The sequence below is a fragment of the Vibrio sp. JZG120 genome (genome assembly GCF_053890955.1).
This window is the reverse complement of sequence record NZ_JBSRRK010000004.1, coordinates 636498-658608: the sequence shown is the minus strand read 5'-3', so window position 1 is coordinate 658608 and position 22111 is coordinate 636498. Positions and strand designations below refer to the sequence as shown.

At 45.1% G+C, this 22111-nt stretch carries 20 protein-coding genes; 15 read left to right on the top strand and 5 right to left on the bottom strand.

The genetic code is table 11. The features are described 5' to 3' along the window. Positions 1-233: 233 nt before the first annotated feature. From hinT to ACWPOD_RS11345, 7 genes are all read left to right on the top strand, one after another. Positions 234-584, top strand: coding sequence for a purine nucleoside phosphoramidase (gene hinT / locus ACWPOD_RS11375; protein WP_005390611.1), 351 nt, complete (start codon positions 234-236; stop codon positions 582-584). A gap of 71 nt (positions 585-655) precedes the next feature. After that, the gene (locus ACWPOD_RS11370; RefSeq protein ID WP_456231899.1) at positions 656-2053 is read left to right on the top strand and encodes a COG3014 family protein; all 1398 of its coding nucleotides are present in this window, start codon (positions 656-658) and stop codon (positions 2051-2053) included. Further along, positions 2053-2445 carry a YcfL family protein gene (locus tag ACWPOD_RS11365; protein ID WP_005390620.1) on the top strand — a complete coding sequence of 131 codons (393 nt, stop codon included), beginning with the start codon at positions 2053-2055 and terminating at the stop codon, positions 2443-2445. The genes ACWPOD_RS11370 and ACWPOD_RS11365 overlap by 1 nt, the downstream gene beginning before the upstream one ends. Positions 2446-2511: 66 nt before the next feature. After that, positions 2512-3102, top strand: a complete 591-nt coding sequence (lpoB, locus tag ACWPOD_RS11360) for a penicillin-binding protein activator LpoB (protein ID WP_005378467.1) — start codon at positions 2512-2514, stop codon at positions 3100-3102. A 24-nt stretch (positions 3103-3126) separates the two neighbouring features. Beyond that, positions 3127-4008 (top strand): thiamine kinase, encoded by an 882-nt coding sequence (thiK, locus tag ACWPOD_RS11355; protein WP_256955070.1) that lies wholly within the window; start codon positions 3127-3129, stop codon positions 4006-4008. 75 nt (positions 4009-4083) lie between these two features. Next, positions 4084-4623, top strand: a complete 540-nt coding sequence (gene ycfP / locus ACWPOD_RS11350; protein WP_012842003.1) for an alpha/beta hydrolase YcfP — start codon at positions 4084-4086, stop codon at positions 4621-4623. 539 nt (positions 4624-5162) lie between these two features. Further along, positions 5163-6452 carry an NAD(P)/FAD-dependent oxidoreductase gene (locus tag ACWPOD_RS11345; protein WP_006742157.1) on the top strand — a complete coding sequence of 430 codons (1290 nt, stop codon included), beginning with the start codon at positions 5163-5165 and terminating at the stop codon, positions 6450-6452. Between the two features lie 84 nt (positions 6453-6536). On the opposite strand, the gene ACWPOD_RS11340 is transcribed toward ACWPOD_RS11345, so the two are convergent. The 4 genes from ACWPOD_RS11340 to ACWPOD_RS11325 all read right to left on the bottom strand — a co-directional run bounded on the left by ACWPOD_RS11340 (position 6537) and on the right by ACWPOD_RS11325 (position 12063). Continuing rightward, positions 6537-7085, bottom strand: coding sequence for a GNAT family N-acetyltransferase (locus ACWPOD_RS11340; protein ID WP_005390628.1), 549 nt, complete (start codon positions 7083-7085; stop codon positions 6537-6539). 163 nt (positions 7086-7248) lie between these two features. Next, the gene (locus tag ACWPOD_RS11335; RefSeq protein ID WP_074191059.1) at positions 7249-8019 is read right to left on the bottom strand and encodes a peptidoglycan binding protein CsiV; all 771 of its coding nucleotides are present in this window, start codon (positions 8017-8019) and stop codon (positions 7249-7251) included. 7 nt (positions 8020-8026) lie between these two features. Then, a complete protein-coding gene (gene mfd, locus ACWPOD_RS11330; RefSeq protein ID WP_456231898.1) occupies positions 8027-11488 on the bottom strand; it encodes a transcription-repair coupling factor in 3462 nt (1153 codons plus the stop codon). 5 nt (positions 11489-11493) lie between these two features. Further along, the gene (locus ACWPOD_RS11325) at positions 11494-12063 is read right to left on the bottom strand and encodes a PilZ domain-containing protein (RefSeq protein ID WP_456231897.1); all 570 of its coding nucleotides are present in this window, start codon (positions 12061-12063) and stop codon (positions 11494-11496) included. Between the two features lie 249 nt (positions 12064-12312). Here ACWPOD_RS11325 and lolC point away from each other — a divergent pair, with 249 nt between their 5' ends. The 3 genes from lolC to lolE are packed head-to-tail and all read left to right on the top strand — an operon-like array spanning position 12313 to position 15468. Then, positions 12313-13521, top strand: coding sequence for a lipoprotein-releasing ABC transporter permease subunit LolC (gene lolC, locus ACWPOD_RS11320; RefSeq protein ID WP_085343473.1), 1209 nt, complete (start codon positions 12313-12315; stop codon positions 13519-13521). Further along, positions 13514-14221 carry a lipoprotein-releasing ABC transporter ATP-binding protein LolD gene (lolD, locus tag ACWPOD_RS11315; protein ID WP_046874713.1) on the top strand — a complete coding sequence of 236 codons (708 nt, stop codon included), beginning with the start codon at positions 13514-13516 and terminating at the stop codon, positions 14219-14221. The genes lolC and lolD overlap by 8 nt, the downstream gene beginning before the upstream one ends. 2 nt (positions 14222-14223) lie before the next feature. Next, a complete protein-coding gene (gene lolE / locus ACWPOD_RS11310; protein ID WP_456231896.1) occupies positions 14224-15468 on the top strand; it encodes a lipoprotein-releasing ABC transporter permease subunit LolE in 1245 nt (414 codons plus the stop codon). Positions 15469-15616: 148 nt separating this feature from the next. Here the strand turns inward: lolE and ACWPOD_RS11305 are convergent, their stop codons facing one another. Further along, positions 15617-16126: a DUF2062 domain-containing protein gene (locus ACWPOD_RS11305; protein WP_006742150.1), complete on the bottom strand. Its 510-nt coding sequence runs from the start codon at positions 16124-16126 to the stop codon at positions 15617-15619. An 8-nt stretch (positions 16127-16134) separates the two neighbouring features. On the opposite strand from ACWPOD_RS11305, the gene ACWPOD_RS11300 reads away from it, so the two are divergent. From ACWPOD_RS11300 to kdsB, 5 genes are read left to right on the top strand one after another with little or no spacing between them, the layout of a single operon-like run. Beyond that, a complete protein-coding gene (locus ACWPOD_RS11300; RefSeq protein ID WP_456231895.1) occupies positions 16135-18393 on the top strand; it encodes a DNA internalization-related competence protein ComEC/Rec2 in 2259 nt (752 codons plus the stop codon). A 31-nt stretch (positions 18394-18424) separates the two neighbouring features. After that, the gene (msbA, locus tag ACWPOD_RS11295; RefSeq protein WP_005390646.1) at positions 18425-20173 is read left to right on the top strand and encodes a lipid A ABC transporter ATP-binding protein/permease MsbA; all 1749 of its coding nucleotides are present in this window, start codon (positions 18425-18427) and stop codon (positions 20171-20173) included. 5 nt (positions 20174-20178) lie between these two features. Next, on the top strand, positions 20179-21186 hold the full coding sequence (gene lpxK / locus ACWPOD_RS11290; protein ID WP_395220325.1) for a tetraacyldisaccharide 4'-kinase: 1008 nt from the start codon (positions 20179-20181) through the stop codon (positions 21184-21186). Beyond that, positions 21167-21346, top strand: a complete 180-nt coding sequence (locus ACWPOD_RS11285) for a Trm112 family protein (RefSeq protein WP_005390649.1) — start codon at positions 21167-21169, stop codon at positions 21344-21346. The genes lpxK and ACWPOD_RS11285 overlap by 20 nt, the downstream gene beginning before the upstream one ends. Next, positions 21346-22101, top strand: coding sequence for a 3-deoxy-manno-octulosonate cytidylyltransferase (kdsB, locus tag ACWPOD_RS11280; protein ID WP_005390653.1), 756 nt, complete (start codon positions 21346-21348; stop codon positions 22099-22101). Before ACWPOD_RS11285 ends, kdsB begins: the two co-directional genes overlap by 1 nt. The last annotated feature ends 10 nt before the right edge of the window (positions 22102-22111 follow it).

The following is a 22111-nucleotide window of genomic DNA, read 5'->3' as shown; positions in this document are numbered from 1 at the left end:
CAAGAATTTTGAGCTTACTTGGGTATAAAAATAATAATTGTCTTAAAAAAGTAACAAAATTCATTGGATTGTATTGAGTTTGTGACGCGCATTTTATGACGCACACGACAAAAAAAGCTTCGTTAATTAGCGTTTGATTAATAATGTTAAGTGAACACTGTTTTTATTGAGCTCCGCTTTTGGTTGGCGCATACTAATTGGGGTCTAATTACCTTTATAAAAATGGAGTCCTCATGGCGGAAGAAACGATCTTTAGTAAAATTATTCGTAAGGAAATCCCTGCCGATATTCTTTATCAAGATGAGTTGGTGACTGCGTTTCGCGATATTAACCCGCGCACACCGAGCCATATTCTCATTATTCCGAATAAATTGATCCCAACAACGAATGATGTTGAAGCTGAAGATGAAGCAATGATGGGGCGTTTGTTCACTGTTGCTAAAAAACTGGCGAAAGAGGAAGGCATTGCGGAAGACGGCTATCGCCTGATCGTTAATTGTAACCCGCACGGTGGCCAAGAGGTTTACCATATTCACATGCACTTATTAGGCGGTCGTCCTCTAGGTCCAATGGTATTGAGCTAAGCTTTAAAAAGTGGGTGGCGCAGTTCACCCACTTCTTTTTCCTGTCGAATGACACATTTGTGGAGATAAATGTGAAACTAGGTGTAAAGCTGTTAGGGCTGATGAGCTGGGCTTTAATGGCCTCTGGCTGCGCGAATTTGTCTGCGGGCAATCTGTTTAGTCACTACAGCAACCAGAATCAAGAAGTTTATCAAGCCGTTGTTGCAGGGGAATATGCGAAAGCGAAACAACTTCAATCGAGCGAAGTGGGTGGCGAGATACTTGGCAACTTTGAAAAGGGCCGTATTTCTTTTCTTGCTGAAGATTACCCGACAAGTTTGAAAGCACTGGAAAATGGTGAGCGTGCCGTTCGTGTTCAGCAAGATCGCGCGACTATTTCTGTGTCAGAGACGGCAACGAGCGTCGGCTCCCTCGCAGTGAACGACAATCTCCAAGATTATCATCCCGCCGATTATGAACTTGGCTTTCTGCACCTTTATCTCGGGCTAAACTATTTACAGAAAAACGATTTGGAAGGGGCGCTTGTTGAAGTGCGTCGAGCCAATCAAGTTCAGGAAGCGGCAAGAAAGGCGCGTGAAAAAGAACTAAAAGCAGCAGAAAATGACCTGAAAAAGCAAGGCATGTCTGCCAATTTAGGCAGTGTGCTGGCGAGCTACCCTGATGCTGGTAAAAAACTAAGCGCAGTACAAAACGGCTATTTGTTCTATCTTTCTGGCTTGTTATATGAAGCGTCACGAGATTTAAACAGTGCTTATGTTGATTACCGACGAGCACTCGCTGTGATGCCAGACAACAAACAAGTTGTTGAAAGCACGTTGTACGCCGCTAAGAAACTAGGCATGCGTGAAGACTTACGCATGCTAGAGAAACGGTATGGTAAAGCACCTTCTGGGTTAACTCAGTCTCAAGGTCGAGTCATCGTTATTGATGAACAAGGCGTTGTGGAGGCTTTGAAAGGTTGGCGTATTGATCTACCGATTTACGACAGTCGCGATAATGGGGCCATTTATTCGTTGGCGCTTCCTTATTATCCGAATCGGGGTGCTCAACGTTTTAGCGATGTGGTTTTAAATGGTCAGGTATTGCCTTCTAGCACGCTGACTGATGTTAATGCGATGGCACAAAACGATCTTAATGAACGTCTGACTACAATGGTGATCCGTCAAGCTCTTCGCGTTTGGGCAAAAGATCGAATCCGAAAAGAGGCAGCGAAAAAAGGCGATGATGTGGGTAACATACTTTTCAATGTATGGAACACATTGACCGAGCAGCCGGATACGAGAAGTTGGCAAACATTACCAGCGCAAGTGAAAACGGCATCAAAAGTCGTGAAACCGGGAACACAAAGTTTAAACTTGGGTGATCAAACCTATCAGTTTGAAGTGCCTGCACAGCAGACTACATTGGTATGGGTATCTCGTCAGGGAACGCACTCAACCGTGTGGCATAAACAGCTAGGGAGACTGTAATGAAAGCATGGCTTATTTGTTTAGCAATGGCTATTGGTTTAGTTGGATGCGCCGAAAACACGGCTGGTATTCGAATTGATGGTCAAACGCAAAAAGTATTTTTTAATGATAACGTTTTGGGTAGTCGCTTATTAGTTGACAACATCACCACCACTTACGTTGATGATCGTCCACGTGGAGTGGTGCAACTAAGTAGTAACTATAAAGGTGACCAGCACATTCTTTACCGCTTCTATTGGTATGACAATAATGGTTTAGAAGTGAATACCAAGCCGGGCCCATGGCGCAAAATGATTGTGCGAGGGTTTGAGCAAGTCACGTTATCTGAAGTTACTGTGAATCCAAATGGCACCAAATTCCGTGTTCAAATTAGAGAAGCACAAGACAATTAATCTTAACGGCTTTGCCGAAGCTGCCGCGCGAACGATGCGCTGGTATTGAAAAACTAAGGAACTCTCATGAAAAAAAGTATTATTGCTCTTTTAGGTCTTGCCGTCATTTTGGGTGGCTGTTCTAACAAAGTCTCTTACGGCGATGCGCAAGCAACAGAAACCACAACTATCGATTTTGGCTCAACAGATTTACAAAAAATCGCGGCTGAAATGGTTGATAGCATGATGATGTCGGGTTCTGTAGCAGCAATTACTCGTGATCAACGTCCTATCGTTTTTGTTGAGCGAATTAAGAACAAGACCAGTGAACACATTGACACTGAATCCATTACCGACACTATTTCTACTAAGATGCTGAACTCTGGTAAGTTCCGCTTTGTTGATATGGATCGTGTTGAGTCTGTGCGTGAACAGCTTAACTTCCAAAACACGGATGAGCTGGTTAACCAAAGCACAGCGATCCAATTTGGTAAAATGGTGGGTGCGCAATACATGCTTTACGGTAACCTATCTAGCATCGTCAAAAATGCAGGTAGCGATAAAGATGTATACTACAAGATGACCATGCGCCTAATGGACCTAGAAACAGGTTTGATTGAGTGGGCGGATGAAACGGAAATTCGTAAAGCGCAATCGAAGAGCTTATTCGGTCTTTAATCGATACTGATGGAGAAGTCATCAATGGCATGGTTTTCTTGGCAACAAGCAAAACAGTTAGATCCGAGTCTTAATGCTCTCGATGGCTTCTTTACTGAGCCTCCGGTAAAAGTTCAAACCGTTACCGGGGGGCTAACCAACCGCTGTTGGCGGTTGGAATCCTCTCAAGGCCTTGTATACATCTGGCGACCGACCAGTAATGTTTGCAAGGCTTTTTCAATTTCTCGCCACAATGAATATCAAGTTCTGAATGCTATCTCTTCATTAGAAATTGGTCCTAAGCCAGTGTTTATCCACGAGCAAGGTTTACTGGTGGAATGGATCGAAGGGCAAGCACTTTCGGATGTAGGGCTACCAGTAAGAGATTTATTATCCATTGCGGCGACCATTCATCAGCACCCGATCAGCGCGCTCCCTTTGGTTCCATTTTCTTATATTTCTCGCATCGATCATTATTGGCTTGAGCTTGATGGTCAGTATGCGGATACGGAATTTGAGGCTCTATACATGAAGTGGCGCACGGAACCGAGTGTAGCGCCGGTTCCACTAGCTCTTTGTCACTTTGACCTGGGGTGTTACAACCTCGTTCGGGGAGAGAGTGGGGTGAAAGTCATTGATTGGGAATATGCTGGTATTGCTGACCCTAGGCTTGATTTGACCTTGACTATTCAAGTCGCGGATGCGCCTGTGGAAGAGGCAGTGAAACAGTATTGCCAAATTCGAGGTATCGACGATACGTCTCTTTGGTTAAGTGGTGTACAGGCGTGGCAGCCAAGAACCCTAGTGATGGCGATGCTTTGGTATCTACTGGCCTATAAATTGTGGGGAGATGAACAATACTTAAACAGTGCGCATGAGTTGAAAGGCTCATTGTGTATGGAAGATCACTGTTTTGAGAACTCGTGATATTTTCCCCTTTAACAGTAAGGAAATAGTGGTAGTTTTAATAAAAGTACCAGATACACACAGGGAGAGGTACACATGATTATTTACTTACACGGCTTTGACAGTACAAGCCCGGGTAACCACGAAAAAGTTCTTCAACTGCAATTCATCGACGACGACGTTCGTTTTATCAATTACAGCACCCTTCACCCAAAGCACGACATGCAACACTTGTTAAAAGAGGTGTCTAAAGTTATCGATCAATCTGATGATCCAAACCCGTTAATCTGTGGGGTTGGTTTAGGTGGTTATTGGTCTGAACGAATTGGTTTTCTATGCGGTATCAAACAAGTGATGTTTAACCCGAACTTGCACCCAGAAAAAACGATGGCTGGTCGAATCGATCGCCCAGAAGAGTATGAAGATATCGCAACAAAATGTGTTGATCAGTTTCGAGCGAAAAATCAAGCTCACTGCTTGGTGATTTTATCCAAAGATGATGAAGTGCATGACAATGCGAAAACGGCAGCTGAGTTAGAAAAATACTATCAAATCATTTGGGACGAAACGCAGTCCCACAAGTTCAAAAAGATCTCTCACCATTTACAAGCTATGAAGGCATTTAAAAATACTTAAGAGTGTTTGAGTGTGAACAGTAAAGCGGCATTTTTTATCGGCTGCTTTGCTGCGACCCCCTTTTGTGAGTATGCCGAGTCCCTTTCTCTTTAAAGGCCTCATTTTTTTGGTTTAGCGCTTAGATTATTGTGTTCTCCTTACCGTTTTCTTACTTCCATCCTATGTGGCACGAATACCTTGTTGTAGAGTAGTCGAAAAGTAGTCAATCCGTACTCGTCACACGGATTTTGGTTGCCTTCAAAGTACGTCTCTATATAATGAACCAGACTAAAATAATTTGATAAATATCAAAAAAAATTGAGAGCGAGTAATAAACTTGCCCAAAAACCTCTGGCGTCGTATGCGTACCAGACAAATATGCTGATTCCTAACAAGTTATTGATAGATAAAGAATAAAATTAGGCAGCAGTTTTTAATCCAAATAAATTGAGACACCTCTAAGAACCAAGAATTCATCGGTTGGATGTATGGCACAGCATGTCTGTGAGCCATATGTCGAGCTGAACCCCATATATTCATTTTTGTAGAGGAAAATCATTGTGACACGCATTATCGTTGTAGGCGGCGGTGCTGGTGGTCTTGAGTTGGCAACTAAGCTTGGCCGAACTCTAGGTCGCAAGAACCGTGCGCAAATTACGCTAGTAGATCGTAAAGCGAGCCACTTGTGGAAGCCATTATTGCATGAAGTTGCAACTGGCTCTTTGGACGAAGGGGTGGATGCTCTGAGTTATCGAGCTCATGCAAAAAACCACAGCTTCGACTTCCAAATGGGTAGCCTTCAAGACATCGACCGCGAACGTAAAGTGATCATCTTAAGTGAGCTTAAAGATGAGCATGGTGAGCTTCTGATGCCAAGCCGCGAGCTAGAATACGACATTCTGGTCATGGCGATTGGTTCAACATCAAACGACTTCAACACTCCTGGCGTTCGTGAGAACTGTATTTTCCTAGACAGTCCAGAACAAGCGCACCGTTTCCGCACAGAAATGAACAATGAGTTCCTAAAACTGCACGCGAAAAACGGTAACGGTACGGTGGATATCGCGATTGTTGGTGCTGGTGCAACTGGCGTTGAGCTATCTGCAGAACTACACAATGCCGTTAAAGAGCTGCGTACTTACGGCTTTGGCGATCTTGACTCTAGCAAGCTGAACGTCAACCTGATTGAAGCGGGTGAGCGTATTCTACCTGCGCTTCCTCCACGTATTTCGGCTGCTGCTCATCAGGAGCTGGTGAAGTTGGGCGTAAACGTACGCACGGCAACCATGGTGACTAAAGCTGAAAAAGATGGCCTCACCACGAAAGATGGTGAGAAGATCCCGGCACAAATCATGGTTTGGGCTGCGGGTATTAAAGCACCAGATTTTATTAAAGATATCGCTGGTTTAGAAACGAACCGTATCAACCAGCTGGTAGTGAAAAATACACTACAAACGACGCGTGATGATGACATTTTCGTTATTGGTGACTTAGCACAATGTACTCAGGCTGATGGTTCGTTTGTTCCACCACGTGCGCAAGCTGCGCACCAAATGGCAAGCCAAGCATTCAGCAACATCGTTGCGAAGATCAACGGACGCGAGCTGAAAGATTATGTGTATAAAGATCACGGCTCATTAGTGTCTCTAAGCCGTTTCTCTACCGTTGGTAGCTTGATGGGCAACCTAACCAAAGGGTCGATGATGGTAGAAGGCCGTATTGCACGTGTCGTTTATATCTCGTTATATCGAATGCACCTGATGGCGTTGCACGGCGTATTTAAAACCGGACTGATGATGCTCGTGGGCCGTATCAACCGAGTACTGCGTCCAAACCTTAAGCTTCACTAAGACGCCAAATTCACATCTACGCGGATTGCGCGGATGCTGTATCTTCGAAATATAAAAAGCCACCGCAAGTCGGTGGCTTTTTATTTATGTTAGATCTGCCGGTAAAAGTGAGTACACAACGCCATCCTTAGGCTTACCATGAAAAATAAACCGGTTTCTGGCGATGGTTTCTTTTTGTGCACCGACTGACTCAATTAAGGTTTGGCTTGCTTCGTTGTCGGGGTCACAGACAATTTCCAGTCGAGTTAAACTCAGCTTTGCAAAGCAGAATTCAGCCAAGGCTCTAACGGCTTCTTGAGCATAGCCCTGTCGTTGATAGCGGTCAGCAACCCAGTAGCCAATACTTGCCATATTAAACGTGTGATATAACTCGTTTACGGCGGCCATTCCTACTAGCGTGTTACTTTGTCGCTCATAGATACCGAAACCGAAAGCTTCTGTTTTTACCCAGTTAAGTCGGGTTGCCAACAGGAAGTCCTGTGCATCTTTCAACGTAATGTTTTGATTACACCAATCTAGCCACTGGTGTAGGGAAGGGGATTCTGCAAGCAAACGTTGTAGTAAGTGAGCTTCTTCAGAAGGGATGAGCTTGAGCGCTAAGCGGGGCGCAATGATTTCAAAATCTGGACTCATGAACTGATACGACTTCCATGTTGAGTTTAAGTAATTTGAAAACTGTCTACTTCATACTGTAACGCAGTTATTTTCCTTGCTCTGCGTTGGTTAGGAATAACTGAGGACATAACAGATAAAAACAAAGCGCAGCAAATGCTGCGCTTTGTTGAATCACTCGTGCTTATCGAACGCGACGAACTTGAATGATCATGCCCATCAATGGGTTGTCTAGGTAATGAGTCTCACTACTACGCATACGGCGTTTTTGATCCATTCGGTAGCTCTTGAGGAACTTTTCTTCTGTTATTGTAGGGGAGATTTCCGCCAAGTTACCGACTTGAACATTGCCATCGACCTCACCTAAATCATCCGCCAATTGCTCAGTTGAAGTTGGTTCAAAACGCACTTCTCTAACACTTGGCTCGCGCAGGTCTAGTGTCGTTTCAGCGAATAGATAATGCTGCACGTAAATTTGGAATCGGCCATCTAGTTCATACAAAGGACCGTTGACTGTCTCCTCACTGTAACCGTCAGTGGAAAATGTCTGAGTACTGCCATTGATTGGACTACCATCTGCGTGATAAGAATCAGAAAAATCTCGTCCACCAACAATACGGAAAATTGGGGCGCTAGATTTGCCTCGGTCACCTTGACGCCATGCTACGTGTTTAAGCACTTTAAACCCAGCATGGTTGTTTAATGCCGCTTCTTGCGCATTCAGGCGGAAAGATGAGCGTGGCAGTAGTGTTACACCTTTAGAGCGACGGTATGATTCACTCTCTAAGCTGCCGACATTTTCCATATCGATTTTTGGCAGTTGATTCGGCCAAGATTCAGTGGTGCTTTCAGCGTCGACTGCTCGCTTGAAAATGATCACTTCAATATCAAATTGACGCTGTGCCCAAGAAGGCATTGAGACACATAGAAGCAATAACGGGATCAGTATTCTCATTCGACTATTAGCTCGTTGGTAATAAATTCTGTTTAAAATCATTCAGTAAGTCTTGAACAAACTGAATGCGTTTACGTCGGTCCGCCAATGGTACGCTAAACTTGAACTTAGTTGGACCTTCCATTGCAAATTTTTGCGGCTGTGATTGCAGCAGTTTAACCAAATACGCTGGATTTATGTCAGCATCAGGGTAAAACTCGATAAATCCACCTTTATCATGGGCTTCTATCTTTTTCGCTTTTAGGCTACCAGCCGAAATTTTCAATTCTGAGACAGCAAGTAAGTTCTTCGTCGCGTCTGGAAGCAGTCCAAATCGATCGATAAGTTCCACTTTGAGCTCTGAGAGTTCTTCACCACTCGTAACGCTCGCAATACGTTTGTACATCGACAGTCGTGTATTCACATCCGGGATGTAATCGTCTGGCAAGAGCGCTGGGATTCGCATTTCAACTTCAGTTTGTTCACAAAGCAGCTCGTCCAAAGAAGGTTCTTTACCTTCTTTCAATGCTTGGACTGCTTGTTCCAGCATTTCCATGTACAGTGTAAAACCAACCGATTGAATTTGCCCACTTTGCTCGTCACCAAGCAGCTCACCAGCCCCACGGATTTCCAAGTCGTGAGTTGCTAGAGTAAAGCCTGCGCCTAAGTCTTCCAGTGAAGCAATCGCATCAAGACGCTTGATAGCATCTTTGGTCATGGCTTTTGGATGTGGCGTTAATAAGTAAGCATAGGCTTGATGATGAGAGCGTCCAACACGGCCACGCAATTGGTGCAGTTGCGCTAAACCAAGGTTGTCTGCACGATCCATAATAATGGTATTCGCCGTTGGTACGTCGATACCGGTTTCGATGATAGTTGTACACACCAACACATTAAAGCGCTGATGGTAGAAATCATTCATGATGCGCTCCAGTTCGCGCTCACGCATTTGACCATGTGCCACGGTAATTCGTGCTTCAGGAATAAGCTTTTGCAAGTCTTCCGCGGTTTTCTCGATAGTCTCTACCTGATTGTGCAGGAAGTAAACCTGACCACCACGCATGATTTCACGCAGTACCGCCTCACGGACCACAGATTCTTCTCTTTGACGAACAAAGGTTTTGATGGCTAAACGACGCGCTGGAGGTGTCGCGATGATCGACAGATCGCGCATGCCACTCATGGCCATATTAAGAGTACGTGGAATTGGTGTTGCGGTGAGGGTAAGAATATCCACATCCGCACGCATTGCTTTGACTTTTTCTTTTTGACGAACCCCGAAGCGGTGTTCCTCGTCAACGATCAACAAACCTAAATCTTTGAATTTAATGTCGCTTGAAAGCAGCTTATGCGTACCGACGACAATATCGACTTTACCATCTGCAACGTCTTGCAAAATGACTTTTTGTTCTTTGGCAGACTTAAAGCGAGACAGTACTTCAACTCGGATTGGTAAGTTGGCAAAACGGTCACGGAAGTTTTCGAAATGCTGCTGAGCAAGCAGGGTTGTCGGTACGAGTACGGCGACCTGTTTACTGTTATCCGTTGCGACAAATGCTGCACGCATAGCGACTTCCGTTTTGCCAAAGCCCACGTCACCACACACTAGGCGATCCATCGCTTTTGCTTGGCACATGTCTGACAAGACGGCATTGATGGCCATCGCTTGGTCATCCGTTTCTTCAAATGGGAACGTTGCTTTAAACGTTGCGTATTGCCCACGATCTAGCTCAAATTTGAAGCCCGGTTTTAATTCTCGTTTAGCGTAAACATCCAGCAACTCAGCCGCGACATCACGCACTTTTTCTGCCGCTTTACGACGTGCTTTTGCCCAAGCCTCGCCACCCAATTTATGCAGTGGTGCACTTTCTTCAGCACCGCCTGAATAACGGCTAATAAGGTTTAGTGATGAAACTGGTACGTAGAGCTTGGCATCGTTTTGATACTCAAGGGTGACGTATTCCGTTTTCATGCCACCGGCTTCAAGTGTTTGTAAACCGATGTAGCGGCCAATACCGTGATCAATATGAACCACTGGTTGACCGGGTTTCAATTCCGCAAGGTGGCGAATAACGGTGTCACTGTTGACTGCTTTTTTATCTTTGCGGCGTCGCTGGATAACGCGGTCACCAAGTAGATCACTTTCACAGATCAGAGCGAAGTTCAGCTCTTCGTGAATGAAACCATGCTCTGCAGCGCCTAAGATCAAACTGAAGCGATCACCCGAATCTAGAGCTTGGTACAGTGAGCCATGTACGACTGGGCGAACTTTGATGCCTTGCAACAGTTCCGTTAGTGCTTCGCGACGACCTTCTGACTCTACCGAGAAAACAATTTTGCCGCTGAATTGCTCACTGAATTGACGAAGACGCGAAAGCGGTTCTTTATTTTGTTGCTGAACGCCAAGCTCGGCTAACGATTGTACTGGTAGGTTTTGACGACCAGCACGCTTAACCACTTTCTCTAGGCTCAATTGAGCCATAGGGAGCTGTTTTAGTTGGCTGAAGAGTTCGTCTTTTTTCAGCCAAAGTTGTTCAGGAGTCAAAAGAGGACGTAGTGGATCAACTTTTTTCTGGTCGTACCGATATTCGACATCGGTTAAGAAAGTATCGACCGCAGATTCAATATCACCATATGTGATGACTTGAGAGTCTTCTGGCAAATATTCAAATAAAGTCTCGGTATGGTCAAAAAACAGCGGTTGCCAATACTCAATACCCGCGGGCCAAGTGCCTTTGGTCACTTGCATGTAGATCGATTCTGGCTCTCGGCGTGCTTCAAATTGGGTGCGCCAACGTGTACGAAAATCCTCAATCGCTTCTTTAGTGGTTGGGAACTCATGCGCAGGCAGCAATTGAATTTGCTGAATATCGTCGATAGAGCGTTGGTTCTCTGGATCAAACGTGCGAATGGTATCTATCTCATCATCAAAGAAGTCGATGCGATACGGGTCATCGCTGCCCATAGGAAAGAGATCCAGAATCGACCCACGGCTCGCGTATTCACCTGGCCCAAATACTTGGTCTACGTGGCGGTAGCCCGAATTTTCAAGTTGTACACGTAGTTTCTCAAGCGAGAGTTGATCGCCGGTTTTCACCATTAAGGTATGTTGCAATAGAAAATCACGTGGCGACTGTCGCTGCAGCACCGTACTGACTGGCACGATGGTAATGCCATTACGTTGGTTTGGCAGTTGGTATAGGCGCGCGATACGCTCAGAGATAATTTCTTGATGCGGAGAAAAGTTATCGTAAGGCAGCGTTTCCCAATCAGGGAACAGGCTTACTGTTTGGTCGGTGAATTGTTCAATCTCCGCTTGAAGCTTTAAAGCGATTTGCGGGTCAGGCACGACGAGTAGCGAGTGACTCGAATGCTGCTTGGCTATTTCAGCAATAGCGAGAGGTAGAGCCGCGCCCGGTAAATTACCTAGCTGTTTTTTGTCGCCACGCTCAGAAGGATTGGTGACGGAAAGAATCGTTGCTTTTGTCATAGGAGTTATTTTTTATCTCGCTCCATCGAGCGCTGACGTAAAAGTTTTTGTTGTTGATATAGTGCCGCCTTTATCAGCAAATCTTGGTCAGATTCACGTAGCATCTTATATCTAAGAGTGATAATGAAATCTTGCTCTGAAGCATCACATTCTTCTACTTGAGCGTAACCGTAAATCGCTGCAGCAGGATGATCGAGAAACAGTTTAACACGAACGAGTTGTTGGGCAGATAGCGCTGTATCTGAACGGTAACTGAGTTGGCTGGCGCCAAACGTCGTGGTTTGATATCGAATGGAGGCGTCATCTTGTTGTGAAAGCATAAAGCTCAACAAGAGGTTAAGTTTCGCGTTTTGCGTATCAAGCAAGTTAATCACATGCTTTAAATCTTTGTTTTTTAGCTCTAGACGTGCATTGTCTGCCAACATATCTAGATGGCTAAATTCGCTGGCAACAATAAACGGTGCTGGAATTTCGGAGACAAAGGTTTCTTCATCTGGCAAAGCAAAATCCGCACTCAACGTTTCGACGTTGATAGTGAGATTATGATGGACGGTAAAGTATTCTTGCTCTGTCATATAGTCGGTCCTTTTGCCAGCGAGCGCTCCCTGTTCACTCAACAAACAAAGAGAAGTAGGGCACTGATTATCGCTAACTGAATGAAGTTATCAAGTTTACCTGATTTGTCCTTGAACTTTTTGCCCTAAATACAGACTTATTGCATGTCGTTGACAAATTTAGCGATTCTCTTGTCTTCTTAATGAGAAGAGTAAGGTAAGATAATCAGCTAAAGCTTTATATCAAAACAACCAGTTGGTTTGTCTTATATGTATCATCCTATCTCATTATTTATTGGTTTGAGATATCTTCGGGGACGCTCTGGAGATAGGTTCAGCCGATTTGTTTCTTATATGTCGACGGCGGGTATTACGATCGGTGTAATGGCATTGGTGACGGTTCTTTCTGTGATGAATGGGTTCGAATCGCAGTTAAAAGAGCGCATTTTAGGCGTGCTACCTCATGCCGTTGTTTCGCAACACGATGGAAAAACGCCGTTGACCGAGTCTGCCCCTTCATTTGTTCAAGCGATGTCGCGTGAATCTGAACCGGAGCCTATCGTTCGTGGAGAGGCTGTAATTCAGAGTTCTGCGCAACTGACGGCAGGTTACCTCATTGGCATTGAACCAAAGAAAGGCGATCCGATCAGCAACCATCTGATTGCTGGGCGATTATCGTCACTTCAAGCGGGCGATTACAAGGTCTTTTTAGGTCATAGTTTGGCGCGCTCTCTAAAGGTATCAATGGGGGATAAAGTGCGCTTAATGGTGACCAACGCGACGCAGTTTACCCCACTTGGCCGTATTCCTAGCCAGCGCAATTTTACTGTCGCTGGTATTTTCAATACGGGATCGGACGTTGATGGTCAATTAATGATTGTTAACATGACGGATGCATCTAAGTTGATGCGTTTTCCGAAAGACACGGTTTCTGGTTGGCGTGTCTTTTTCTCTGATCCATTTATGGTGACGGATTTTGCTGATCAACCCATGCCTGACGGGTGGCAATGGAGTGATTGGCGCGAACAGCGTGGTGAGCTTTTCCAAGCGGTGAAAATGGAAAAGAACATGATGGGACTTATGCTAGGTCTAATTGTGGGCGTTGCTGCATTCAATATTATTTCCGCCTTAATCATGGTGGTGATGGAGAAACAATCAGAAGTCGCAATATTGAAAACTCAAGGCATGACTCAATCTCAAGTGATGACCATTTTCATGGTACAAGGGGCAAGCAGTGGTGTAATTGGCGCGATTGTCGGTGGCGCTGCGGGCGTGATCTTGTCACTTAACCTGAATGCGATTCTTGAATCTGCCGGTGTGGCGCTATTCAGTTTCGGTGGTCATCTACCTATTTTGATTGATTCACTGCAAATTCTTTTAGTGGTGGTGTTGGCGATTGCTCTTAGCCTCGCTGCTACGCTTTATCCTTCTTATCGAGCATCTTCTGTTAAACCTGCTGAGGCACTTCGCTATGAATAAGCTATTAGAATGTCGTGATATTCGTAAAGTCTACCGAGAGGGGTCGTTAGATACGGAAGTGTTGAAAGGCGTAAGTTTCGATATCGATAAAGGGGAGCTGGTTTCTATTGTTGGCTCTTCTGGTTCCGGAAAAAGTACCTTATTGCATATTCTAGGGGCGTTAGATGACGCAACTCATGGTGAAGTTGATTTTCTAGGGCAAAACTTATCGGCTTTAAGTTCGAATAAACAGGCGGCTTTACGCAACAAGCACCTTGGTTTTGTATACCAGTTTCATCATTTGTTAGCTGATTTTACTGCGCTTGAAAACGTGGCGATGCCACTGATGATTGGCGGCGCTAAAGTAACGGATGCAAAACAGGCGGCTAAAGCGCTGTTAGATAAAGTGGGTTTGAGTCATCGGATGCAACACAGACCCTCTGAGTTATCGGGCGGTGAGCGTCAGCGTGTTGCGATTGCGCGTGCATTGGTGAATAAGCCTGATCTTGTTTTGGCCGATGAACCTACGGGGAACTTAGATCATAATACGGCACTGTCTATCTATGATTTGATGCGCGAGCTCAATAAAGAGTCAAACATTGCATTTTTGGTTGTCACGCATGATAAAGAGCTGGCGGCGAAAATGGATCGTCAAATGCACATGCAAGATGGTTTGCTCGTAGATCGTTTTGTGACTGATACAGCATCTGCGGAGGGCTAATTTTGTTTTCATCTTTAGCATTGATGATTGGTGGTCGCTTCAGTCGAGCGAAAAAGCGCAACAAGATGGTGTCTTTCATTTCGCTTTCTTCAACGATTGGCATTGCGGTTGGTGTAGCCGTGATCATTATCGGTCTTTCTGCAATGAATGGCTTTGAGCGCGAGCTGCAATCGCGTGTGTTGTCAGTTATTCCACACGGCGAGTTGGAAGGTGTTAATGGACCGCTTCATAACTACACCAAAACGATGAATCAAGCCCTAAACCATGAAGATGTTGTTGCGGCAGCGCCGTACGTTCGTTTTACGGGGTTAGCAGAAAAAGGCAGTAAGCTAAAAGCGATAGAAGTTCGTGGCGTAGAGCCTACTTTCGAGCAAGCGGTGTCGAGCTTATCGAATTTTATTGACCAAGAAGCTTGGCAAAACTTTTATGCCGGTCAGCAGCAAGTGATCTTAGGCCGAGGTGTAGCAAACGAGCTAAATGTCGCCGTGGGGGATTACATTACGTTGATGATTCCGCAAACAGGCGGCTCAAACAAAGTGCAGGCTCCTAAGCGTGTGCGCGTGAAGGTGTCTGGGTTCTTAACGTTGAATGGCCAAATAGACCATTCTTTAGCGTTAGTGCCATTAGCGGATGCTCAGCAATACGCGAGGTTAGGGGAAGGGGTCACTGGCATTTCACTAAAAACGGATGATGTTCTCAATGCGCCTTCTATTGTTCGTGAGGTAGGTAGCATGGTGGATGTTTACGTGTATTTGAAAAGCTGGCAGCAAAAGTTTGGTTTTTTATATCGCGATATTCAGCTCGTACGCACCATTATGTACTTGGTGATGGTACTCGTGATTGGTGTGGCATGTTTTAACATTGTGTCTACGCTGATGATGGCAGTCAAAGATCGAGCCGCAGAAATTGCAATTTTGCGAACAATGGGAGCAAAAGATAGCCTAATCAAACGTATCTTTGTTTGGCAAGGCGTGTTCTCTGGTGTATTTGGCAGTCTCGTCGGCAGTGTTATTGGTGTCTTAGTGGCGTTAAACCTGACTCCGTTAATTAAAGGGTTAGAGAGCTTAATCGGTCATCAGTTTTTATCGGGTGATATTTACTTCGTCGACTTCTTACCATCACAGTTACACTGGCCAGACGTAGCATTGGTGTCGGTGACGGCGATCGTTTTGAGTTTGCTTGCAACGTGGTACCCCGCTTCTCGCGCCGCGAAGTTAAATCCGGCAGCGGTGCTGAGTTCTAAATAACCAACCGTTTTACAATACGAGAAAAGCAAAAAGGACCGAATTCGGTCCTTTTTTGTATTTATCCAACTTGAGCGACATCGTGTTTCATTCTAACTGTTAGGTGCCCCTCAACTGATAGCGCAAATGCTGATTTTTATGCAGTAACGTCTTATCTTATTTTGCGTTTTTGCCAGCTCCGAACCACTGAGTAGCGCCAAAGTCCTCTAATGCCGAAGTAGCCAATAATCGCGGATATGACACCACAGATAGCACAGCCTAATAAGAATGGAGGGCCAATAGTGCTCATCTGTTGCATGATGAATTCCCACGAAAGTTCAAAGTGGAAAGGTTGCGGAGGAACATGCATCACTAAAGCGCCAAGCTTATACGCAAAATAAAATAACACAGGCATGGTGATGGGGTTGCTTATCCATACCAAAGCGACGGAGAGAGGTAAATTGACGCCAAGCATGATTGCCAAACCAGCAGCCATGATCATTTGGCTTGGTAGCGGAACAAATGCCATAAATAACCCGACAGCAAAAGCCCCAGACGCCGAGCGACGATTTAAACACCACAAGTTCGGGTTGTACAACACATTGCCGAAGACCTTCAATGCTTTTTGGCGTTTGATCAATTCATGATCTGGCATGAAGCGTTTTATCAGCTTTCTAGGCATAGGACAGCATGACTCTCTCAGAAAAAAGTTGGACCTTGGCGTTATTTGTAGCGAGCGTAATTTCGTCAGCTTGGTGGCCGACAATACCAGATTGGCGTTGGCTGCTGCTGGGAATAATAACCACTGGCTCAATAATCAAATTACGTCGTGGCTTAATTAGCATAGGCGCAATTGCGGGCTTTATGGTTGTCATCGTCCACGGCAATGTATTGGAGTCTCAGAGACAAGCCCTTTTTCAAGCAGGGGAGAATATTACCATAATTGGTAAAGTTGACAGCCCTTTTACGCAAATAAGTCACGGATATGAAGGCATTGTGGCTCTAAAAAAGGTAAATTCTCAAACTCTGTTACCTTTTCTTAAACCTAAAATCCGTCTTATTACGCCTTTTCCACTCGATGTTAACAGTGAGTTTACGACATCCGTCTCGTTAAAGCCGATTACAGGCCTACGCAACGAAGCTGGTTTTGACGCTGAAAAGCACGCAATGGGTAAAAGTATTATCGCACGCGGTGTTGTTAACAAGGATGTTACCTGGATTATTCGTTCTACTACATCTTTGCGCCAAGCCATTATCGCTGATGTTTCGGAGGATGTGTCCTCCCTTCATCATTTCTCGTTAATAAATGCGTTAGTTTTTGCCGATCGCTCTTGGTTATCTAAGGAAGATTGGCAAGCACTCAGAGACAGTGGTTTACTGCACTTGGTCTCGATTTCGGGCTTACATATTGGTATGGCGTTTACTTTTGGGCTAGTGGTGGGCGGTGCCATTCGTTATGCGTTACCTCAATACCAGCTATTGCCTAGCTTATGTGGGCTGATGTTTGCCGTTGCCTATGCTTGGTTAGCGGACTTCTCACTACCTACTACCCGCGCGGTGTCGGTATGTGTTATTTACGTCGTTCTCAAATATACCTTAGTGCACTGGGCATCCTGGCGGGTACTTTTGCTCGCGGTAGCGCTACAACTGCTTGTTCAACCTTTTGCATCGTATAGCATGAGTTTTTGGTTATCGTATCTGTCAGTTTGCGCAGTGCTGTTCGCAATCAATTTGATTCGGCATCAAAGCGGGGGCTGGAAGGCGAAGTTAAAAGTGTTATTGCTTACTCAATTGATGTTGAGTGTGTTAATCGTGCCTATTAGTGGCTATTACTTTTCTGGTTTCAGTTTGTCATCAATTGCATACAACTTGGCGTTTATTCCTTGGTTCGGATTTATCGTTGTGCCTTTGATGTTTCTGGCCCTGTTCTCATCTTTATTTCTTGAAATGATAGCAAAGCCTCTGTGGCAGTTGGTGGACTGGTCATTGCAGCCATTGAGCACGTCAATTCAGCACGCGATAGGCTCCTGGCAACCCATTAGTATAGAAATGACAGGGCTGATTCTGGCGGTAATTGCTTGCTTGGTGTTTCAACGATTCATGTTTCAGTACGCGTGGTGTTTGTTACTTGGTATTGTAATTAGTATTAAGCTCACATCGGAATATGATCAGCAACATTGGCGCATTGATGTATTAGATGTGGGCCATGGCCTTGCGGTGATTGTAGAAAAAGACGATAAAGTGTTGCTCTATGATACAGGTAAAGCATGGCAAAATGGCAGTATTGCGGAGCAGGTCGTCACTCCGGTCTTGCATCAACGAGGTTATGAAATCATCGATACGATGATCCTCAGCCATTCCGACAATGACCATGCAGGAGGACGCTTGTTCATTGAAGATTCCTTTTCGCCACAGCGCAAACTCAGTAGCCAAAACTTTATCGGATATGAGTCTTGTACTCGCGGCGATCATTGGAAATGGCAAGGGTTAAATATAGAAGTACTTTGGCCTCCTGCTCTTGTTCAACGTGCATATAATCCGCACTCCTGTGTACTACGCCTTACCGACCCTATTTCTACGTTCAGTATGCTTTTTACTGGTGATATTGAGACCATTAGCGAGTGGATCTTGCTCAGGGAGCCTGAAAAGTTAAAAAGTGATGTGATGTTGGTCCCTCATCATGGTAGTAAAAGTTCGTCGAATCCTCGCTTTATTGAAGCGGTAAATCCGAGTGTGGCCGTTGCTTCTTTGGCAAAAAATAATCAATGGGGAATGCCGGCAGAACATGTTGTTGCAGCATATCGCAAGCTTGACATTACTTGGCTTGATACTGGGGAATATGGTCAGGTAAGCTTCTCTATTCACCGTGATAATTGGCGCTCAGAAACCAAACGTAGCGATACATTTGAGCCTTGGTATAGGCAGATGCTGCGTAAGGGAGTAGAATGAGAGTCTTAATGTAAGAAAATAAAGCACTTCTATGTCGATAAATACTGATGAAACGACTTGGCAGACGTTTAAGCGTCTATGGCAATTTATTCGCCTTTACAAGTCAGGTCTTGTCGTTGCAGTCATTGCATTAGTTATTAATGCTATATCAGATACCTATATGATTTCCCTATTAAAACCATTACTAGATGAAGGTTTTGGGAACGCTGAATCTGATTTTCTACGCACGCTTCCATTGATTATTTTTGCCATGATGTTTGTCCGTGGCATAAGTGGATTTGTCTCCACATACTGTTTGAGCTGGGTATCCGGCAATGTGGTTATGCAAGTCCGCCGCATGGTATTCAATCACTTTATGCATATGCCAGTGTCTTACTTCGATAAGGAAAAGACGGGCAATTTATTGTCACGTATTACCTACGATTCAGAGCAAGTATCTGCGGCAACCAGCCAGGCGTTAGTGAGCATTGTTCGCGAAGGTGCAAGTATCATTGGCCTGTTAGTCCTGATGTTTTACAACAGCTGGCAGTTGTCGTTAGTGCTGTTTGCTGTTGCTCCCGTTGTCGCGTGGGGTATTGGTGTCGTTTCTAAACGTTTTAGAAAAATATCCAAAAATATGCAGACAATGATGGGCAACGTGACTGCGTCAGCAGAGCAGATGCTGAAAGGCCATAAAGTCGTGTTGAGCTACGGCGGCCAAGATATCGAACGTAAACGATTTGAGAAGGTCAGCAACCAAATGCGTCAACAAAGCATGAAGTTGGTGACGGCTCAAGCGGCGGCTAACCCTATCATCCAAATGATTGCGTCACTTGCTATTGTTGCCGTTCTTTACTTAGCAAGTATTGACTCGATTAAAGAGCAACTGACTCCAGGTACATTTACCGTTGTCTTCTCTGCGATGTTTGGTTTGATGCGTCCGCTTAAAGCGCTTACTAACGTTACCTCTCAGTTCCAACGTGGTATGGCCGCGAGCCAAACGCTCTTTGCGTTGATTGACCTTGAGCCTGAGAAAAACGAAGGTAAGTTGACAGTTGAACGCGCAAATGGCGATGTTTCAGTTAAAAACGTAAGCTTTACTTATACTGGCGCAGAAAAGCCAGCATTGGAAAATGTCAGCTTCGATATTCCAAGAGGGAAGACCGTTGCGCTGGTTGGTCGTTCCGGTTCCGGTAAAAGTACCATCGCGAACTTGTTCAATCGTTTCTATGATGTTGATAGTGGCTCCATCACATTAGACGGACATGATATTCGTGAATACGAGTTAAAGAACTTGCGTCAGCAGTTTGCGCTAGTATCACAAAATGTTCATTTATTTAATGACACGATTGCAAACAATATTGCTTACGCAACGGATGGAAAATACGAGCGCAGTGATATCGAGAAAGCGGCAAAACTCGCGCATGCTATGGAATTCATCAGCAAAATGGATGATGGGCTTGATACCATGATTGGTGAAAATGGCGCGAGTCTATCTGGCGGTCAACGTCAACGTGTCGCTATTGCACGTGCTCTATTGCGTGATGCACCGGTATTGATTCTTGATGAGGCGACCTCTGCTTTGGATACGGAATCAGAACGCGCTATCCAAGCTGCATTAGATGAGCTGCAGAAAGACAAAACGGTACTCGTGATTGCGCACCGCTTGTCAACTATCGAGAAAGCCGATGAGATTCTTGTGGTTGATGATGGCGCCATCATTGAGCGTGGCAACCATGCCGATCTTATTGCAAAAAATGGTGCGTATGCACAATTGCACCGTATTCAGTTTGGTGAATAGACGCGGTGGTTGAAAAAATCTGGTTTGAAAACCATCCAATAAAATACCTCTTGTGGCCGCTTTTGTGGCCACTGAGTGTATTATTTGGAGCAATAAGTAAGTCTAAGCGAAAGCAATATCAAACAGGCCGTAAGCAAGCCTACAACGCGCCTATCCCTGTTATTGTTGTCGGCAATATCACGGCTGGTGGTAATGGCAAAACACCAGTTGTGGTTTGGCTTGTTGAGCAACTGCAACAGCTTGGGCTTAAGCCAGGGGTCGTTTCTCGTGGCTATGGAGCAAAAGCTCCGGCCTATCCGTTAGTTCTAAAAGAAGATACGCCTGCGAAACATTGTGGTGATGAACCTAAGTTGATTCATCGACGCACAGGAGCGCCTGTTGCGGTAGACCCGGTGCGTTCAAATGCAGTGAAAGCACTGCTAGAGTCAGGAGTGGATATCATTATTACGGACGATGGGTTACAACATTATGCGTTAGGCCGTGATATTGAGTTAGTGATTGTGGATGGGAATCGTCGATTTGGGAATGAAAGCCTCATTCCGCTTGGCCCACTGCGTGAAGGGGTCGAGCGTCTTGCTGAAGTCGACTTTATCATCACCAATGGCGGTCAAGCACATACGGGCGAAATCGCAATGACTTTAGCGCCATCTAAAGCCATTAACCTCAAGACTAAGCAACTTGCGGAAGTTTCTGAGTTAAAAGAGCTAGTGGCATTTGCAGGGATTGGGCATCCACCACGATTTTTTCATACACTAAACTCGATGAACGCAGATGTTAAAGTCACAAAAGGTTTTGCTGACCATCAAGACTTTGACCAACAAGAATTAGAAGCATTGGCTCAACAAGGGGCCAATGTGATTATGACCGAGAAAGATGCTGTCAAGTGCAGCCATTATGCGCAAGATAATTGGTGGTATCTGCCTGTATCTGCCCAGTTTGAACCAAACGATGCAGAGCAAATTTTAAATAGAATAAAAGAGGTTAAAGCGGCTTATGGATCACCGTCTGCTTGAGATTGTAGCTTGCCCTGTTTGCAAAGGTAAGCTGACGTACGATAAAGAGAATCAAGAGTTGATCTGCAAATTGGATCGCCTCGCTTACCCGATCAAAGAGGGTATTCCCGTTCTGCTCGAGCCTGAGGCTCGTACTATGAGTATGGATGAGGGACGCTAATGTCTTTTACGGTTGTCATTCCTTCGCGTTACGCATCGAGCCGCTTGCCTGGTAAACCGTTAGCGGATATTGGCGGTAAGCCTATGGTTCAGTGGGTTTACGAGCAAGCGCTACAAGCGGGTGCGGAAGATGTTATCGTGGCAACTGATGACGAGCGTGTTGCTGATGCTGTCTCGTCGTTTGGTGGTAAAGTCTGTATGACCTCTCCTAACCACGAATCAGGTACTGAACGCCTTGCTGAAGTTGTTGAAAAGATGGCTATTCCTGCAGACCACATTATTGTTAACGTGCAAGGGGACGAGCCTTTGATTCCACCGTCTATCATTCGTCAGGTTGCTGATAACTTATCGGGGTGTGACGCTCCGATGGCGACATTAGCCGTAGAAATAGACTCGGAAGAAGAAGTGTTTAATCCGAATGCAGTTAAAGTTGTGGCTAATGAGCAAGGCTATGCGATGTACTTTAGCCGAGCAACTATCCCTTGGGATCGCGATAACTTTGCCAAACAAGACAAAATCATTGCCAACCCATTAATGCGTCATATTGGTATTTATGCTTATCGAGCTGGTTTCATTAATACGTATGTAAATTGGGCTCCTAGCGCATTGGAGCAGATCGAGTGCCTTGAGCAACTAAGAGTGCTTTGGTACGGTGAAAAAATTCATGTAGCGGTAGCGAAAGAGGCGCCAGCAGCCGGCGTTGATACGCCAGAAGATCTAGAGGCGGTGCGCGCTATTGTGGCGAAGCAAGCATAACTAAAGGTCA

Bases quoted from the DNA above. Each gene is read 5' to 3' on its own strand.
- ACWPOD_RS11365 (WP_005390620.1), top strand. From the start codon at position 2,053: ATGAAAGCATGGCTTATTTGTTTAGCAATGGCTATTGGTTTAGTTGGA.
- ACWPOD_RS11285 (WP_005390649.1), top strand. From the start codon at position 21,167: ATGGATCACCGTCTGCTTGAGATTGTAGCTTGCCCTGTTTGCAAAGGT.
- hinT (WP_005390611.1), top strand. From the start codon at position 234: ATGGCGGAAGAAACGATCTTTAGTAAAATTATTCGTAAGGAAATCCCT.
- thiK (WP_256955070.1), top strand. From the start codon at position 3,127: ATGGCATGGTTTTCTTGGCAACAAGCAAAACAGTTAGATCCGAGTCTT.
- ACWPOD_RS11325 (WP_456231897.1), bottom strand. From the start codon at position 12,063: ATGACAGAGCAAGAATACTTTACCGTCCATCATAATCTCACTATCAAC.
- ycfP (WP_012842003.1), top strand. From the start codon at position 4,084: ATGATTATTTACTTACACGGCTTTGACAGTACAAGCCCGGGTAACCAC.
- lpoB (WP_005378467.1), top strand. From the start codon at position 2,512: ATGAAAAAAAGTATTATTGCTCTTTTAGGTCTTGCCGTCATTTTGGGT.
- ACWPOD_RS11340 (WP_005390628.1), bottom strand. From the start codon at position 7,085: ATGAGTCCAGATTTTGAAATCATTGCGCCCCGCTTAGCGCTCAAGCTC.
- lolC (WP_085343473.1), top strand. From the start codon at position 12,313: ATGTATCATCCTATCTCATTATTTATTGGTTTGAGATATCTTCGGGGA.
- ACWPOD_RS11300 (WP_456231895.1), top strand. From the start codon at position 16,135: ATGACTCTCTCAGAAAAAAGTTGGACCTTGGCGTTATTTGTAGCGAGC.
- mfd (WP_456231898.1), bottom strand. From the start codon at position 11,488: ATGACAAAAGCAACGATTCTTTCCGTCACCAATCCTTCTGAGCGTGGC.
- ACWPOD_RS11335 (WP_074191059.1), bottom strand. From the start codon at position 8,019: ATGAGAATACTGATCCCGTTATTGCTTCTATGTGTCTCAATGCCTTCT.
- kdsB (WP_005390653.1), top strand. From the start codon at position 21,346: ATGTCTTTTACGGTTGTCATTCCTTCGCGTTACGCATCGAGCCGCTTG.
- lolD (WP_046874713.1), top strand. From the start codon at position 13,514: ATGAATAAGCTATTAGAATGTCGTGATATTCGTAAAGTCTACCGAGAG.
- ACWPOD_RS11305 (WP_006742150.1), bottom strand. From the start codon at position 16,126: ATGCCTAGAAAGCTGATAAAACGCTTCATGCCAGATCATGAATTGATC.
- msbA (WP_005390646.1), top strand. From the start codon at position 18,425: ATGTCGATAAATACTGATGAAACGACTTGGCAGACGTTTAAGCGTCTA.